This window comes from Variovorax sp. ZS18.2.2 (genome assembly GCF_024701975.1).
Taxonomy (GTDB): domain Bacteria; phylum Pseudomonadota; class Gammaproteobacteria; order Burkholderiales; family Burkholderiaceae_C; genus Variovorax.
In genome coordinates this window covers 1-13454 of the sequence record NZ_JANLNM010000017.1, presented here as the reverse complement: position 1 = coordinate 13454, position 13454 = coordinate 1, and the positions used below count along the sequence as shown (strand labels likewise).

Annotated in this window: 12 protein-coding genes and 2 pseudogenes; 9 read left to right on the top strand and 5 right to left on the bottom strand. The window is 62.5% G+C overall.

The window, feature by feature from the left end; genetic code table 11:
* The first annotated feature begins 129 nt into the window (after positions 1–129).
* The 3 genes from NU688_RS33745 to NU688_RS33735 all read left to right on the top strand — a co-directional run bounded on the left by NU688_RS33745 (position 130) and on the right by NU688_RS33735 (position 5577).
* Positions 130–429 (top strand): hypothetical protein, encoded by a 300-nt coding sequence (locus NU688_RS33745; protein ID WP_257865343.1) that lies wholly within the window; start codon positions 130–132, stop codon positions 427–429.
* 284 nt (positions 430–713) lie between these two features.
* On the top strand, positions 714–3317 hold the full coding sequence (locus tag NU688_RS33740; protein ID WP_257865342.1) for a hypothetical protein: 2604 nt from the start codon (positions 714–716) through the stop codon (positions 3315–3317).
* A gap of 1 nt (position 3318) precedes the next feature.
* Complete coding sequence (locus NU688_RS33735) at positions 3319–5577, top strand: hypothetical protein (protein ID WP_257865341.1); 2259 nt, start codon at positions 3319–3321, stop codon at positions 5575–5577.
* Here the strand turns inward: NU688_RS33735 and NU688_RS33730 are convergent.
* Positions 5561–5728: a hypothetical protein gene (locus NU688_RS33730; RefSeq protein WP_257865340.1), complete on the bottom strand. Its 168-nt coding sequence runs from the start codon at positions 5726–5728 to the stop codon at positions 5561–5563. The two genes, NU688_RS33735 and NU688_RS33730, sit on opposite strands and share 17 nt — an antisense overlap.
* Positions 5729–5835: 107 nt before the next feature.
* On the opposite strand from NU688_RS33730, the gene NU688_RS33725 reads away from it, so the two are divergent.
* Entirely contained in the window at positions 5836–6654 is an 819-nt protein-coding gene (locus tag NU688_RS33725) for a hypothetical protein (protein WP_257865339.1), read from the top strand.
* A 282-nt stretch (positions 6655–6936) separates the two neighbouring features.
* Here NU688_RS33725 and NU688_RS33720 read toward each other — a convergent pair whose 3' ends face one another.
* Together NU688_RS33720 and NU688_RS33715 are read right to left on the bottom strand one after the other, a co-directional pair.
* The gene (locus NU688_RS33720; RefSeq protein WP_257865338.1) at positions 6937–7446 is read right to left on the bottom strand and encodes a DUF3592 domain-containing protein; all 510 of its coding nucleotides are present in this window, start codon (positions 7444–7446) and stop codon (positions 6937–6939) included.
* A 78-nt stretch (positions 7447–7524) separates the two neighbouring features.
* Positions 7525–7743 carry a thermonuclease family protein gene (locus tag NU688_RS33715; RefSeq protein ID WP_257865337.1) on the bottom strand — a complete coding sequence of 73 codons (219 nt, stop codon included), beginning with the start codon at positions 7741–7743 and terminating at the stop codon, positions 7525–7527.
* Between the two features lie 194 nt (positions 7744–7937).
* On the opposite strand from NU688_RS33715, the gene NU688_RS33710 reads away from it, so the two are divergent.
* Together NU688_RS33710 and NU688_RS33705 are read left to right on the top strand one after the other, a co-directional pair.
* Entirely contained in the window at positions 7938–8165 is a 228-nt protein-coding gene (locus NU688_RS33710; RefSeq protein WP_257865336.1) for a DNA-binding protein, read from the top strand.
* 10 nt (positions 8166–8175) lie between these two features.
* Positions 8176–8856 (top strand): hypothetical protein, encoded by a 681-nt coding sequence (locus tag NU688_RS33705; RefSeq protein WP_257865334.1) that lies wholly within the window; start codon positions 8176–8178, stop codon positions 8854–8856.
* Positions 8857–8879: 23 nt separating this feature from the next.
* Here NU688_RS33705 and NU688_RS33700 read toward each other — a convergent pair whose 3' ends face one another.
* A complete protein-coding gene (locus tag NU688_RS33700; protein WP_257865333.1) occupies positions 8880–9158 on the bottom strand; it encodes a hypothetical protein in 279 nt (92 codons plus the stop codon).
* Positions 9159–9255: 97 nt separating this feature from the next.
* Between NU688_RS33700 and NU688_RS33695 the strand changes: the two genes are divergently transcribed.
* Positions 9256–9990, top strand: coding sequence for a hypothetical protein (locus NU688_RS33695; RefSeq protein ID WP_257865331.1), 735 nt, complete (start codon positions 9256–9258; stop codon positions 9988–9990).
* 136 nt (positions 9991–10126) lie between these two features.
* On the opposite strand, the gene NU688_RS33690 is transcribed toward NU688_RS33695, so the two are convergent.
* The gene (locus NU688_RS33690) at positions 10127–10393 is read right to left on the bottom strand and encodes a hypothetical protein (RefSeq protein ID WP_257865330.1); all 267 of its coding nucleotides are present in this window, start codon (positions 10391–10393) and stop codon (positions 10127–10129) included.
* Positions 10394–11332: 939 nt separating this feature from the next.
* Between NU688_RS33690 and NU688_RS34145 the strand changes: the two are divergent.
* Positions 11333–12088: pseudogene (locus NU688_RS34145) on the top strand (DUF6531 domain-containing protein); the annotation flags it as partial.
* Positions 12089–12136: 48 nt separating this feature from the next.
* A pseudogene (locus tag NU688_RS33680) lies at positions 12137–13454 on the top strand (hypothetical protein); the annotation flags it as partial.

The following is a 13454-nucleotide window of genomic DNA, read 5'->3' as shown; positions in this document are numbered from 1 at the left end:
CTGGCACAGACCGTCGATGACTATGAGGCGCTGCTGCCTTGGAACATCGAGCTCGGCGGCGCGTAGGCCGCCCTGCGCCGATCGGTTCCAACATCACGCGCAAGGGCGTGGTTTATTGACTGCTTACGGATGGTCGACAAGCTCGCCCGCCGTTTGGGCGTGCTGCATGAGCGCATCAAGCAGGTTCACGAATGGATGTGGCAGAACAGGAGCTTCGACCAATGCGACATCACGCTCGAGGCCTGGTACATCGACGCGACCCTAGACCTGTCAGAGGAGTTTCAGACGGAGATCGAAGAGTCTCGAACGGTGGTCACGCCGCGCAACGCCGAGTCGCGCCTACCGCGTGCGGCCCGCGGTCAGGTGGCCCCAGGTGCTCGCGTGGCCGCAACGGCGGCGCAGCTCGACTTGGGAGTCGACCATGACTGAAGCACCAAAGCCCCCCTTTGGTGAAGGCTTGGGTGAAGGGTTCGGTGAAGGCTTCCCGAAAGCCTTCGGGGAAGGTCAAGGGGGGGTTTTAACCCCCCCTTCGCTGACGTCAAAACCCCCCTTCAACCCATACGCCAGAGCTGCAAACCAGTCGCGCCTGGGCGCACCCATCCAGCTCTCGCACCGATGGGCAACGGATTCCCATCGACGCCAAACCCCTTTCCCAACGTGCCCGGCCATCGGCCGGGCGTGACTTTCAACCAAGAGAGATCGATATGCCATCAATGCAATCCACAACGCCGGGGATGTCGATTCCCCAAGAGCAGGGCTTCGGCCTCGTGCGCGGGCCTGGTACCGCCACCTCTGACTCGATCCCCGCCGCACTGTCGGACGGGGAGGTGGTCATCCCCGCGGACAAGGTGCGAGCGTTCGGCGCCGCGCAGATCATGGCGCTGGTCGACAAGGGAGGCCTCGGGGTGAAGAAGCCTCCGGTGAAGGACGGCCGCGTGCATGCAGCCGACGGCGGTCTGGTGGATGAGGCAGCCCCAGGCCTCGGTGCGGTGAACCGCACGGGGAACAGCTACAGCGGTGGCAATGTGTCGGGCCCGATCTCTGTGAATGGCCAAGCACCGGGAGGCACGTTCAGCTCCATCGGCGCCGGTGCTCCACCTGCTGCTCCGGCCACCGCCGCAGCGCCGATCGCGCCGACTTCAACATCACCTGCAGCAGCACCGCCGCCGGCACCGTTCAATCCTGCGTTGGGTGTCGGCAGGCCGAATGCTCTCGGCAGTCTCGCCGACACCAACGCCCAGATCGCGACCATTCGCGCGTCCTATGCAGCGCCAGGCCTTGGGGCGCAGCCAGCGGCGGTGAAGCCTGCCCCACCGTCGCCCGCCCTTGGTGCTCTGCGCCCTGCGGCTTCCGCAGCTTCGACAGCCCCGGCGCAGCCGCAGTTTTTCGTGGGCGGAGGAATGCAGCAACCGCCCGCCGGGGCCGCACCGCAGCCCACGCCGCCCGCTGCAGCGCCAGCCCCTGTTTCCGTCCCACCTCCACCCCCGCCGCCGACGACACCTCCAGCACCCTATACGAACCGCACCGGTGGAGGGCCGCCTCAGATGGTGGCGTATCGCGACGGTGGCATGGTCGAAGGTCCCGGCACCGCAACGAGTGACTCCGTCCCTGCGATGCTCTCGAAGGGCGAAATCGTGATGCCCGCCGACACCGTGGAGGCCCTGGGCGCGAAGCGTCTGCTCAACGCCATCGATGCCACGCACAAGCTCACTGGCTTCGGTGTTCGCAAGAGTGGCCGCCCTGCGTTTGCCGATGGCGGATATGTCGAGGATCCGCGTGAACCAGACATCCGTTACGAAGAAGTGCAGCCGGGGCTCGGTGCTCGCGTGCGTAATGCCGGCGAGCACAGGCCGCCAGTCGCAACCACCGCGCCCGTACCTGCGACGGACTTGCAAGTGTCTGCGGCCCAATCCGCAGGGATGTCCGGCGCGAGCCAAATCCCTGCTTCTCCAGGTTCGCTAGCGCCAGTGCCTGTCGCGCCAGCGCCAATTGCCGCACCGGCGTATGTCACTGCCGTTGATGGCGCGACTGAACTAGCACGTGGAGCAGCTGCCTTGAGTCCCGCCGCCGCCGCGCCTGTGGCGACCGCACCAGCGCTGGGAGTCGTTCAGCGGGAAGGGAGCAGCTACTCGGGCGGAAGCGTGACTGGCGATGTCTCGATCAACGGCGAGCCGACCGCGGGGAGTGTGGGCACGGTCAGCGCGGCAGGCGTGTCTGGCATCGATCGCCTCGCGCAGGCGAGTCGTGACATCGCGTTCGAAAAGGACAAGCAGACTTGGCGCAACCCGAACGACCCTACCCCGGGTCTCGGCATCATCGACAGCGGCGGAGCGAATCGAAACGCCGACTTCAACGACAGCGCCGCGGTGCGCACGCTGATCGCTCGCGGCGCGCCTCCTGGCCGAAATGGTGCGCAAGTCTTTGCTGCGCAACTCGGTGCAGCGCAGGCCCCCATCGAACAGCGTGCCGCACAGGCCGCGCTTGGCGTTCGGGATGCAGGGGACACGAGACGCGCGCAAATCGCGGAGCAAGGGCTCGACTCGCGTGCGCGCGTTGTGGACGCCCGTCAGCAACAGCAGTTGGCCCTTGAGGGCAAGAAGCTGGCATTGGATGTCAGTCGTGACGATCGACAGGTCACGGCGGCGCAGGCCGAGCAGGCGCAAAAGGCTCGGGTGGCGCAGCTCGACAACATGATCCTGAACGGCAACCCTATTCAGCAAAAAGCTGCGGCGGCGCAAAAGGCCGCTCTCATGGGCAAAGGTCTGGACGAGGCGGGGAAGACGGGCGAGGTTTCGACCGCGATCCGCAAGGAGTTTGAGAGCCTGCCAGAGGTCAAGAACTACAAGCAGGCCTTGCCTTCGTTCCGCGGCATCGAGGATGCGGTGAAACGCAATACGCCGATGTCGGACATCAACATCGTGTACGGCATCGCCAAGCTCTACGACCCGAACAGTGTGGTGCGCGAAGGCGAGTACTCGACGGTCGCCAATGCGCCGGGCATGCCGGAGCGCGTGAAGGGCTGGGCTCAGTACGTAGCGGGCGGCGGCAAGCTGACGGATGAAGTCAAGAAGCAGATCCTGACCGAAGCGAAGTCCCGGATGGGCACCTTCGACACGGAATACGGCGCGGCACGTGACCGGTACTCCGACATCGCCAAGCGCTCTAGCGCCGATCCGTCGCTGGTGGTCCCTCAAGACTACAAGCCCGCGGTGTCCGCGCCAGCCGCGCAGGCCGCGCCGCCACAGGTCGCCGAATTGCAGCGCCGCGCCGCTAGCGATCCCGCCGTGGCCGCACGCCTCAAGCAAATGGGGTACTGAAATGACCGATCCAGTCGACTACTCGAAACTTTCGAATGACGAACTGTTCGCGCAGGTCGAGCCTCGCCCGGCGCCTGCCGCCTCGCCGGTTATGGTGCCCGCCGCGGTCGCGCCGCTGTCGGCGACACCAAGTAGCACGCCATCCGCCGCGTCGGAGTTGACTTCTTCGAGCGCGACCACAGCCCCCGGCACTGCCGGCGTGAAAGCTCTGGACTACTCGAAGATGAGCAATGACGAGCTGTTTGCGTCGTTGCCCGCGCTCTCGCCAGCCGCCGCTAGCGCGGCACAGGAACAGCCGAAGCCTGATCGCTCGGTGATGGGCGAGATCGGCCACCAGGTGGGACTGACCGCGCGCGCCGCAGTGCAGGGCGCCGCCGCACTGCCGGGCATGGTTTCCGATGCCGCCACCGGCGTAGTGAATGCCGGGCTCGACCAGGTCGCAGGGGAGGGTAACGGTTTCCGCTTCCAGAAGGTCTCCAGTGCCCTCGGAAACATCATGGACCAGTCGGGCGTGGCCAAGCCGGAGAACGCGACCGAGCGCGTGGTGCAAGATGCTGCCACGGGCGCCGCCTCTGCGCTGACCGGCGTCGGGGCAGGGCAGGCCGTCGCTCAGGCCGCTACAGGGCCTATCACGAAGGCGCTCGGCGCTGCCCTGGCTGCGGCGCCTGGCATGCAGGCGGTCAGCGGCGCCACTGGCGCAGGCGCCGCCGGCATCACGCGAGAGAGTGGTGGCGGTGCGGTGGCGCAGACCGTTGCAGGTCTCGCCGGTGCGCTCGCGCCGACCGTCGCGCCGTTCGCAGCTCGAGCCGTTGTGCGCGGAGCCATCCGCGGTGGCGAAGCCGGCCGCCAGGAGATGGCCGATCGCATCCAGACCTTCGAGGATGCAACAGGCCAGACGCCCACCCTTGGCCAAGCGACGGGACGCCGCGCGGTGCAAGCCGCCGAGACCGGCCTGTCGAACGTGGTCGGCGGTTCTGGGATCATGATCCGCCGCGGCGAGGCACAAGCCGAAGCAATGCAGCGCAGTGTGCAAGACCTCACCGACGCGCTGTCCCCCACTGCTACCGGCGCTGACGCCGGGGCCGCGATTACGCGTGGCGTGAATGCTTTCAAGGACAACGTCAAGAGCGTGCAGCAACGCCTGTACAGCGACCTCGATGGCTTCATCCCGGCCGCGACGCCAATGAGCGTCAATCGCACACAGACAGCACTTGAGGCCTTGAACGAAGGCATTCCCGGCGCGCCGAACATCAGCAACTTCTTCAAGAACGCACGCATCGGCTCCATCGAGCGCGCGCTGGGCGAGGATCTCGAACTGGCTCGCCAAGCGCAGGCGCCTACGGGCATGTCGAGCACAGGCGCGACGACCCTGCCCGGTCAGTTGCCATACCAGGCAGTGCAAAAACTGCGCACGATGGTTGGGCGCGAGATCTCCGACAACTCGCTCACCTCGGACGTGCCGCGCAGCAAGTGGCGCGCGCTGTACGCGGCACTCAGCGATGACCTCGGCGATGCCGCTGCGGCCGCGGGCCCGCAGGCGCAGCAGACCTGGGCCCGCGCCAACCAGTACACGCGGTCGAGCATCCAGCGGCTGGAGCAGTTGGAGTCCGTCGTCAATCGCGATGCGCCCGAGAAGATCTTCAAAGCTGCAACCACGGGGCTGGCTGAAGGCGGCACCACAATCAGTCGGGTGATGAAGTCCATGCCCGTCGAGAACCGCCGCGAGGTGGCCGCTGCTGTGTTGCAACGGCTCGGCCGCGCGAAGCCTGGGCAGCAGAACGAAATGGGCGACGCCTTCAGCTCGGAGACGTTCCTGACGAACCTGGCCAACATGAGCCCGCCCGCGCGGCGCGCACTCTTTGGATCGTCGGGCTTCGCTGGGCTCGAAGATCGAGTGCAGCAGCTGGGCGCCGTGGCCAACATGCGACGCGAGGGTTCGAAGGTCTTCGCGAATCCCTCCGGGACCGCGCGGCAGAACGCACTGCTAGGTTGGATGGCCGGGCTAATCGCTTCGATCTCTTCAGGGAATGCGGCGGCCATCACGATGGCGCTCGGCGCGCCGGTGGCCGCTAACCTTGGCGCGCGCGCCGCCACCAATCCTGGCTTTGTGCGTGCGATGGCAACGAGGACTCCCGTATCTCGGGCAACTGGGCCTGTCGCTGCGGCGGCTGCGGCCGAGACTTCGGACTTTGAGGAGCGGAAAGCCGCCAACAGACAGCGGATCCGCAACTTGCGCGAGGGCGTTAGCGGAAGAGGGTGAAGATGCCAATGACAGCGACGACGACCCACGCGGCTACGACGGAGAGCATTGCGATGCCCTTCCATTCGGTCCTGGCTTGCTCATGACTCGCTGCCTCGTTGAGCAGCGCATTCATGTTCTCGCCGGTGAAGTTCTTCGGGTCCTTTGCCATGGGCGGAATGTATCAGGCCAGGTACTTTCGATGAAACGACCCCTGGGTTTTCTCTCCTGTTGTACGCGTATGGAGGTGTAGCATCCGGCGCGAGGCTGGAGAAACAAATGACAATCGTAGTTACCGTCAAGGTCAACGACGGGATCGTGCTTGCATCTGACAGTGCCACTTCTTTCGTAAACACTGAAGGGCAGGTCGTAAAGGTCTACAACAACGCCAACAAGATTTTTAATCTTGTGAAGGGTTGCCCGATTGGCGCCATGACGTTCGGCAACGGCAGCATTGGAACCGCATCAATCGCAACGTTGTCGAAGGATTTTCGAGCCAAGCTAACAGATCCGATGGATCCGATGCATCTCGATCTTCAGACCTACACCATGAGGGATGTGGCCGCGAGAGCGAAGCTTTTCCTATTCGATCAGTGCTATCGATCAGAGTATCCCGACGGACGGCCGAACAACTATATCGGGTACTGGTTATGCGGCTATTCGGCTACCGGCACATTGCCGGAAGCGTGGGAAATCGAGATTCTCGAGAGCGAATGCACGGAGCCGCGCAGCATCTATGACCCGGCGCCTTACGGCCCTCGATGGGCAGGCGACACTGAAGCACTGGATCGGCTCGTTCTTGGCCTGAGCAGTCGCTTTACTGAGGCGCTGGTCGATATGGGCGTCGAATTGGACCTTGCGAGGCAAATTCGAAGCGATACCGCGGGCCGCTTGTACGCGGACTTGACCTTGCCAGCCATGCCCATTCAGGACGCTATCGATCTTGCCAAGTATCTAGCTGATACGGCCGCAAGATTTTCTCAGTTTTCATTGAAGGCGGCAACGGTGGGTGGTCCAATCGAGACAGCGACGATCACCAAGCACGAAGGATTTAGATGGGTGGCTCGCAAGCATTATTTCTCCAGCGAATTCAATTGAAGAGCGACATGACGTACACCCCGTTGAATGCAGTTCTACTGCGATCCCAGTCCAAAAAGGTAGCGACGCGGGAGAGGAAATCTGTCGAGTACGAATACCAGGCAGCAACGACTCCGAATGCTGACGATCACTCGCAGAACAAGCCGTCGAAACCGGCCCGGAAAGCCAGTCCCGCCCCATGGTCAGCCTCGCTTGCGCAGGCCGTAAAAGCGCACCAGAAGCGCTAGTGACCGCGTAGCTCTTTGCGCCGCCCCCAGACGCTGGGGGGCTGCATTCGCTGAGCTACGGATAGCTCTTGCGTGGTTTGCTGGTCTGTCCGACGACCGGCATCTTCGCTCGAACTTTGCGCAGCAACCACAAGCACCCTGCCAAAAATAGAGTGATCGGCAGAGCTATACCAGCGCAAATGACTCCGACGACGACGAGCACTTGACCGAGCGTTTCTCCCGGCCGAGCAAGGTCATAGTAGCGTTTGAGCTTGGCAACCGAGGGATCTCTGGTGTCGTATGCGACCTGCTGCGCAGTTCCGATAAAAAGCTTCACTCCCTCTTCATCGGTTTTGGATGTACTCACCCGGTAAGTTGAGCCGCCCACCTGGTACTTGAATTTGACCCAATAGGAAACGTGGCCCTTACGTTTGCCCTCGTGCTTCGATATGCCATCAAAGATCGCGGGAGCAAAGCCAGGCGATTGAGCAATCTGCCTGTGGGTCAGGTGCCTTTCAACTTCCTCTGACCCAAAGACATAGTAGGCGAGGGCAAAGAACGCTACAAAAATGACAAGAAGCTTCATGTGAGACCTGTGGAGCGGCGAATTCGCATCCCGATTCTGATGCACGCGCGCTCTGGCGCTATGGCCGCTCGGTACGGCTCATCTGCCGCCAATTCCATGGGGCATTGGTTCTTCGTCCCGCCGCAAACCGACCCGCTTGGCTTTCGCCTCGAATTCGGCAAATTCATATTGCCCGCGCTCTTTGGCGGTCTGTTTGCGCGCATAGGCGCGATACCACCAGGCCATGCCCAACGTGACCATGGCCAGGCCCACGTCGAGTGTCTTGCGGCCGGCCGGCGCCGAGGCGGGCGCCACCATCACTTTGCAGACGCGGCGACCGTAGCGGCCGACCTTCGGCAGTCGAGAGCGGCCTCTTTTATGTAGACGAGGTTCGACAGTGCTTCCTTCGAGCGCTGGCTGAGGGGAGCATCAACCACCCCCAGTAGAGATTTGGGAAACGCTGGCAATGCGAAGAATGACAAGCCTTATTCAAGCATTCGAAGGCCCGCACCATGGCTGCAAAGACCATCGTTCCGCTGGAGCAGGAGACCCGCTCCGCCATCCCGACGGCCGAGGCCGCCCACCACCTCAGCCGGTCCACGGCCACCCTACAGCTATGGGCGTGTAAGAGCACGGGACCGTTGAAACCATTGCGCGTGGGCGGCCGCCTAGCCTGGCCGGTGGCCGATCTCAAGCGGCTGATGGGCTTGGCGGTCGAAGTAAGCGAAGCGCAGATGTGAGATGGAGGGAATGGCTTCTGCGCCCCCTTGCCGGGGAGCTGGGTTTCCACGTTTCAAGCGGATCAATCCGGGCGCGTCGACGCCGGCGCGCGGCAGGATTGCGGCGGCGGGCCAAACCGCTTTCGCGCCCAACTTGGGTTTGCGGAAATCCTCGCAAAACGTCAGATTGGCGATGCAAGAAAACCTGTTCCGGGTGAGCACCCCAATGCCCTTTGACGCCACCGAACTGATCGCGCATCGTCCTACCCACCACAGCACCGAGCAGCACCTAGGCATGAACGTGACCACAACTGCCGCACAACCGCTCCAGATGCCCGGCCCTGCCCAGGCCTCCTCAAAGCCGCTCGTGCGCAGAGGTCCGGGCGCTCTGATCTGGCAAACCATCGTCGACTTGGGGAACAGCAACCACGTGGCCACCCGGCAGGTGCTCATGGAGACGCTGGGCTTGAGCTACACGATCATCGACGACCACGTGAAGCGGATGATCGAAGATGGGCGCGTGCGCCGTGTCGCACCCGGCATCTTCGAGGCGGTGCCGCCAGCGCCTGAGGATCGTGCTGTGTCGATGACGCTGATGCCCGGTGGCGGGGGGAAGCTCGAGGTCGGCGATACCTGCCTGGATCTCACCCTTCGCGAGTTGCGCATGATCGGGATGGCCACGGCCGGCGTGGTGATGCAGTTCGGGCGATAGAGCGGGCTGTGGCTGGACCGACTTCAAATCGTCCGAGGATGGCCCAGCGCTTTGAATCGTTCCGTGAGCGCCAGTCGGACCCGCGCGACTGCCGTGGCATCGCCTGGCTCATCAACCTCGATGAAGAGTTGCTCGTGCGAGGTCGGCTTGGCGGGTGTGTCGCGCCCGTAGAAGGCCGGCAATACGGCGATGGTGTGGATCTCGTTTGCTACGTCCGTCGTCCCTCGCTTCAGCAGCAGGAACGAGACGTAGGTCAGTAGGTTCGTCGTTGCGATCTGATCCTCGGAAATCGTAAGAGCCATCTCAACCTCCAGTTGTTGGAAGGCACATTGTGATCTCGAGTCAAGCTGGTCGGCGGCATTCCTCGAATGTTGAGAAATGTTGCCCGACGAGGCTACGATGGACGGCAACATGAGATGGAAAACTCCCTGCGTTCAGTGCTTCGATGAGCTTGGCTTTGACACCAAGAAGATGTCGTTTCTGATGGGCGAGTTTGACGAGGAGGGCAGGGTTAGGCTGGTTTGCGAGAAGCAGCACAACACGGTGGTGATCGTCGATGCGACAAGGCATCAGATCCTTCTAACCTCCGGAGGCACGGCATTTCTCTCTGGCTTTGCAAACGAAGCGGTTGCCATGCTGAACACAGCTCTGGAGCGAGCGTACGAGCACTTCATCAGAGTGGTGTGTCGTGCGAAAGGTATCGACGCCAAGTTGGCTTGGCCGCAGGTGGGCGCGCAATCTGAACGTCAGTTCGGAGCGTTTGTTTTTCTCTACCTCTTGACGGAAGGAGTTGCGCCGCCGCAAGCAAGCGAGTTGGCTGCAATCCGAAACCGTGTGGTGCACAAAGGGGAGATCGTCAACGATCGCGTTGCTAGAACGTTCGGCGAAGAAGTCTTCAAGCGCATCCAACTCATCGAGACCGCGCTGCACAAGTACGCTGACCAGGCGCGTGCCGAGCTAGAGGAGCAGCTGGTCGCGCAGGAGGCCAGCCTTCCTGCGATGCCTACCAGCGCGGTCGCCCGTGTCAAGATGACCTCTTTGGAGGTTTCCGGGGATCAGGTCATCGGAAAGGTCAAAAGCTTTGGCGATTTCGTCGAGTCGCTGAAGGACGCGAGGCTAAAGGGCATGGCGTAGTGACAGTGAAAGATGGCGCGCTGCAGGTCGATGCCTCCATGGTCTGCGGGCAGGTCATTCCTAGACCATCCTGGTCCAGTCGCAGTCGCAGTCGCAGAAGCGGCGCGGGAGGCGACCCGCGGCATTGCGCATTTGCTTAGCGGCTTGGCCGCCCCCCTCCTGCTGAATCCTTCGCGTCAGCGACCCGGACAGCCCACTCGATAAGCTCTCCAGCAAACTCCGCAGACTCCGCTCGCACTTCCGGACTCGACTTCGCAAACGCAGCTTGGTCCACTTGCTGCTGAGCTGTGAACGACGAGAACGCCTTGGCAAATTCCCGAGGATTGGGGTGCGTGTTGATGAGGGCCATGATCGCGCGTTGCAGGACGAAAAGCCTCGTCTCGGTCTTCTGTTCGGGTGTCATTTCGGCTTCCAGTTGGTGAAGCACTGATTCTGTGAGCACCTGAGGCTATGCGGACTGCGGCCCGATTTCGGAGGCGCTGCCCAGCGCCGCGGCGCCGCTGATTTGCTATTCCGCGCTGGAGCCCCGCTGCGGCTCAATTTCGGACGCTCTTGGCCTGACCTCCACTAGGTTCGCAGCATTGGTGCGCACCCGGAATCATCCGGGTCTATGACAGACGCGCGCGAACCTGAACCCGACAAGCCGACGGCCCACTGGCCGACCATCGAGGCCGACTACCGCGCGGGCGTGAAGAGCGTGCGCCAGATCGCCCGAGAGCACGGTCTTTCAGAGGCAGCGATCCGCAAGCGCGCGAAGTCCGATGGATGGACCCGCGATCTCTCCGCAGCCATCCAAGCCAAGGCCGACGAACTGGTACGCAACGAGGCGGTACGCAATGAGGTACGCAGTGCGAACCTGTTTACGCAGTTAGCTGCGCGAACCGGTGGCGGGTATCTCGCTTTCCGTGCTGCTAGCGGGACGGCCAAGGCCGAACCAGCGATACATTGCTCGGTCCTCGCGCGTTCGAGCTGTGGAAGGGCGGACTATCGCGGGCGCGGTGGTGCGGCTCGGACGAAAAGTCTCGACCGATCCATTGGCCGCAGCGCACCTTGCCGGCACTTGGCCTACGCCCCCTTGTCGTCGAGCAACAACGCAAGGCGCAATCACTGCGTACTTTCATATTCAGCTCGCGATCAGGAATCCAGGTGCTGCTGATCTGTCGTTGTTCGCATGTGGCCTTTCAGCTAGTCTGAAACAGCTTGCACGGAGCGCGCTGCATGGCAGTGTGCGTCGCCTGAGGGGGTGATCGACCGTTCAAAAAATACCGGCTGCCATGACTCTCGCGAGAAGCGGCGGTGGGTGTTCAGACACGCGAACAAGGAAGCATGAGGGGAGGGTGAGATGAAAATTTCAAACGCTGCGTTGGGCTGCCTAGCCCATTTTTTCCGCTTAATAGCCGGTGGGCTCGCGCTGCTTGCACCATTTTTGTTCGCTATGCCCGCGCATGCGTTGCCGCCGATTGCCCCCACCGTGCAGTATTCGACCGGCACGTATTACTGCTCGAGTGTGTGCTACGGCACAAATTTGCCTACGATGGAGGCCGCCTGCGCTCGTGGCATTGAGACTATTGCCGAGCAGCGGTCGGATGTGTTTTCGAGCGTGACGCTGATTTCGTGCACATCGCCCAGTCCATTGCCCACGCCCGGCAATGCGTGGTTTCTTTATGAGGGCCTGAAGTACGCCTATGTGTGTAAGCCTGGAGTGGGTTGTACAAGCGGGGCCGGCAGCACCTACACCTACGCATTTGGGGTTGGCCAAGTCTGCCCCGCAGACAGCACATTTTCTAGTTCTTCGACGTGTACCTGTAATGACGGATTTGTTGAGAACGGCGAACAAACGGGATGTGTTCGGGGAGCGACAGAATCGTCAGCGATAGGCCAATGCAAGGCCCCAGTTGCGGGCGCGATGACCCCTTTTCCGATTCTCCCCGCAAGCGCAGAAAAATATCGCTTTGAGATCGACTTTTTCGATCGCGGTCCTGCGCCTTTGACGTTCGGCCGCACATATCGCAGCAATTGGGGTGTTGATGTTTCGCGAGTCGTCAGCCCACTCGGCAAAGCGTGGGCACATAGTCATGCCACTAGCTTGTCGTTCTTGCCGACAGCGAATCCAACTACCGTCTCAGTATCCGACTCAGAAGGCTCTTTGCGCACCTTCATAAAAGTGGGTGGGGCCGTCGCCTGGAACGCCGCCAACAGTGCCGACACTCTGATCCAGAACAGCGACGGCTCCTGGACATACCGGCGCGCTGACGACGATGCCGTTTTGGGTTTCACAGCCGATGGCAAGCTGCAGACCCTCGCGCCACGCAATGGATGGGCCATCTTCTACACCTACAACAACGCTGGCCAGATCACCACCATCAGCAATGGTTTTGGCCGCTCCTTGGCCCTGACCTACAACACTGCCGGCCAACTGGTGGGCATCACCACGCCTGATCTGCGCATCATCTCCTACGCCTACGACACAGTGGGACGTTTGTCGCTCGTCACCTATCCCGACGGGAAGACCCGCGGCTTTCTTTATGAGAACGCCGGCTTCCCACAGGCCCTCACCGGCATCCTCGACGAGACTGGTGCGCGCTTCGCCACTTTTTCCTACGACAACCGCGGGCGGGCCATCGATTCGGCACTGGCCGGTTCGGTCGATCGCTATCAAGTCAGCTATCCCAGCGCGGCCACTGCGTCGATCCTCGACCCCTTGGGCACGAGCCGCACCTACCGCTACAGCACGACCAAGGGAAAGCTTGCGGTAACTGGAGGCTCCTTGCCCTCGGGTCTCGACGAAGCTGACGCGGCCGGCCGTGTGCAGGATGCCAACGGTCTGATCACTAGTGAGACCGACTTCAACGGCGTTGTGACCACCACGACGTGGGACACCGCCCGTCGCTTGCCCACGTCCGTGATCTATGCCTCTGGCGCACCTGATGCCCGAACGGTGACCACGCAGTGGCACCCAATCTTCAGCCTCCCCGCACTTATCACAGAGCCCGGCCGAACCACCGCCTACACCTATGACGCTGTCGGCAATGCCCTGACCAAGACAGTCACCGACACCGCCACCAACAAAGCCCAGCTCTGGCAGTGGACCTACAGCGCCCAGCAGTTGGTCGAGACGGCCACCGAACCCAACGGTGCTGTGTCGAGCTACACCTACGACACCCGAGGCAACGTCCTCACATCGACCAACGCGCTGGGCCACGCCACCAGCTACGCCTACGACACCGCCAACCGCGTCATCAGTACGACGGCCCCCAACGGCCTCGTCACTACCTACACCTACGACCTGCGCGACCGGCTGCTGACCCAGACCGTCGGCGGCCAGACAACCACGCTCACCTACAAGCCCTACGGCACCGTCGAGACCATCACGCTGCCCACCGGCCTCGTCCTTACCTACACCTACGACGCCGCCCACCGCCTCACAGGCTGGAGCAACAACCGCGGCGAGTCCGGCACCTACA

What these genes read in the sequence shown, in the direction of transcription:
- NU688_RS33740 (WP_257865342.1), top strand. Translation starts at nt 714, where the DNA reads ATGCAATCCACAACGCCGGGGATGTCGATTCCCCAAGAGCAGGGCTTC.
- NU688_RS33705 (WP_257865334.1), top strand. Translation starts at nt 8,176, where the DNA reads ATGGCTTCTGCGCCCCCTTGCCGGGGAGCTGGGTTTCCACGTTTCAAG.
- NU688_RS33730 (WP_257865340.1), bottom strand. Translation starts at nt 5,728, where the DNA reads ATGGCAAAGGACCCGAAGAACTTCACCGGCGAGAACATGAATGCGCTG.
- NU688_RS33735 (WP_257865341.1), top strand. Translation starts at nt 3,319, where the DNA reads ATGACCGATCCAGTCGACTACTCGAAACTTTCGAATGACGAACTGTTC.
- NU688_RS33720 (WP_257865338.1), bottom strand. Translation starts at nt 7,446, where the DNA reads ATGAAGCTTCTTGTCATTTTTGTAGCGTTCTTTGCCCTCGCCTACTAT.
- NU688_RS33695 (WP_257865331.1), top strand. Translation starts at nt 9,256, where the DNA reads ATGGACGGCAACATGAGATGGAAAACTCCCTGCGTTCAGTGCTTCGAT.
- NU688_RS33710 (WP_257865336.1), top strand. Translation starts at nt 7,938, where the DNA reads ATGGCTGCAAAGACCATCGTTCCGCTGGAGCAGGAGACCCGCTCCGCC.
- NU688_RS33715 (WP_257865337.1), bottom strand. Translation starts at nt 7,743, where the DNA reads ATGGTGGCGCCCGCCTCGGCGCCGGCCGGCCGCAAGACACTCGACGTG.
- NU688_RS33690 (WP_257865330.1), bottom strand. Translation starts at nt 10,393, where the DNA reads ATGACACCCGAACAGAAGACCGAGACGAGGCTTTTCGTCCTGCAACGC.
- NU688_RS33745 (WP_257865343.1), top strand. Translation starts at nt 130, where the DNA reads ATGGTCGACAAGCTCGCCCGCCGTTTGGGCGTGCTGCATGAGCGCATC.
- NU688_RS33700 (WP_257865333.1), bottom strand. Translation starts at nt 9,158, where the DNA reads ATGGCTCTTACGATTTCCGAGGATCAGATCGCAACGACGAACCTACTG.
- NU688_RS33725 (WP_257865339.1), top strand. Translation starts at nt 5,836, where the DNA reads ATGACAATCGTAGTTACCGTCAAGGTCAACGACGGGATCGTGCTTGCA.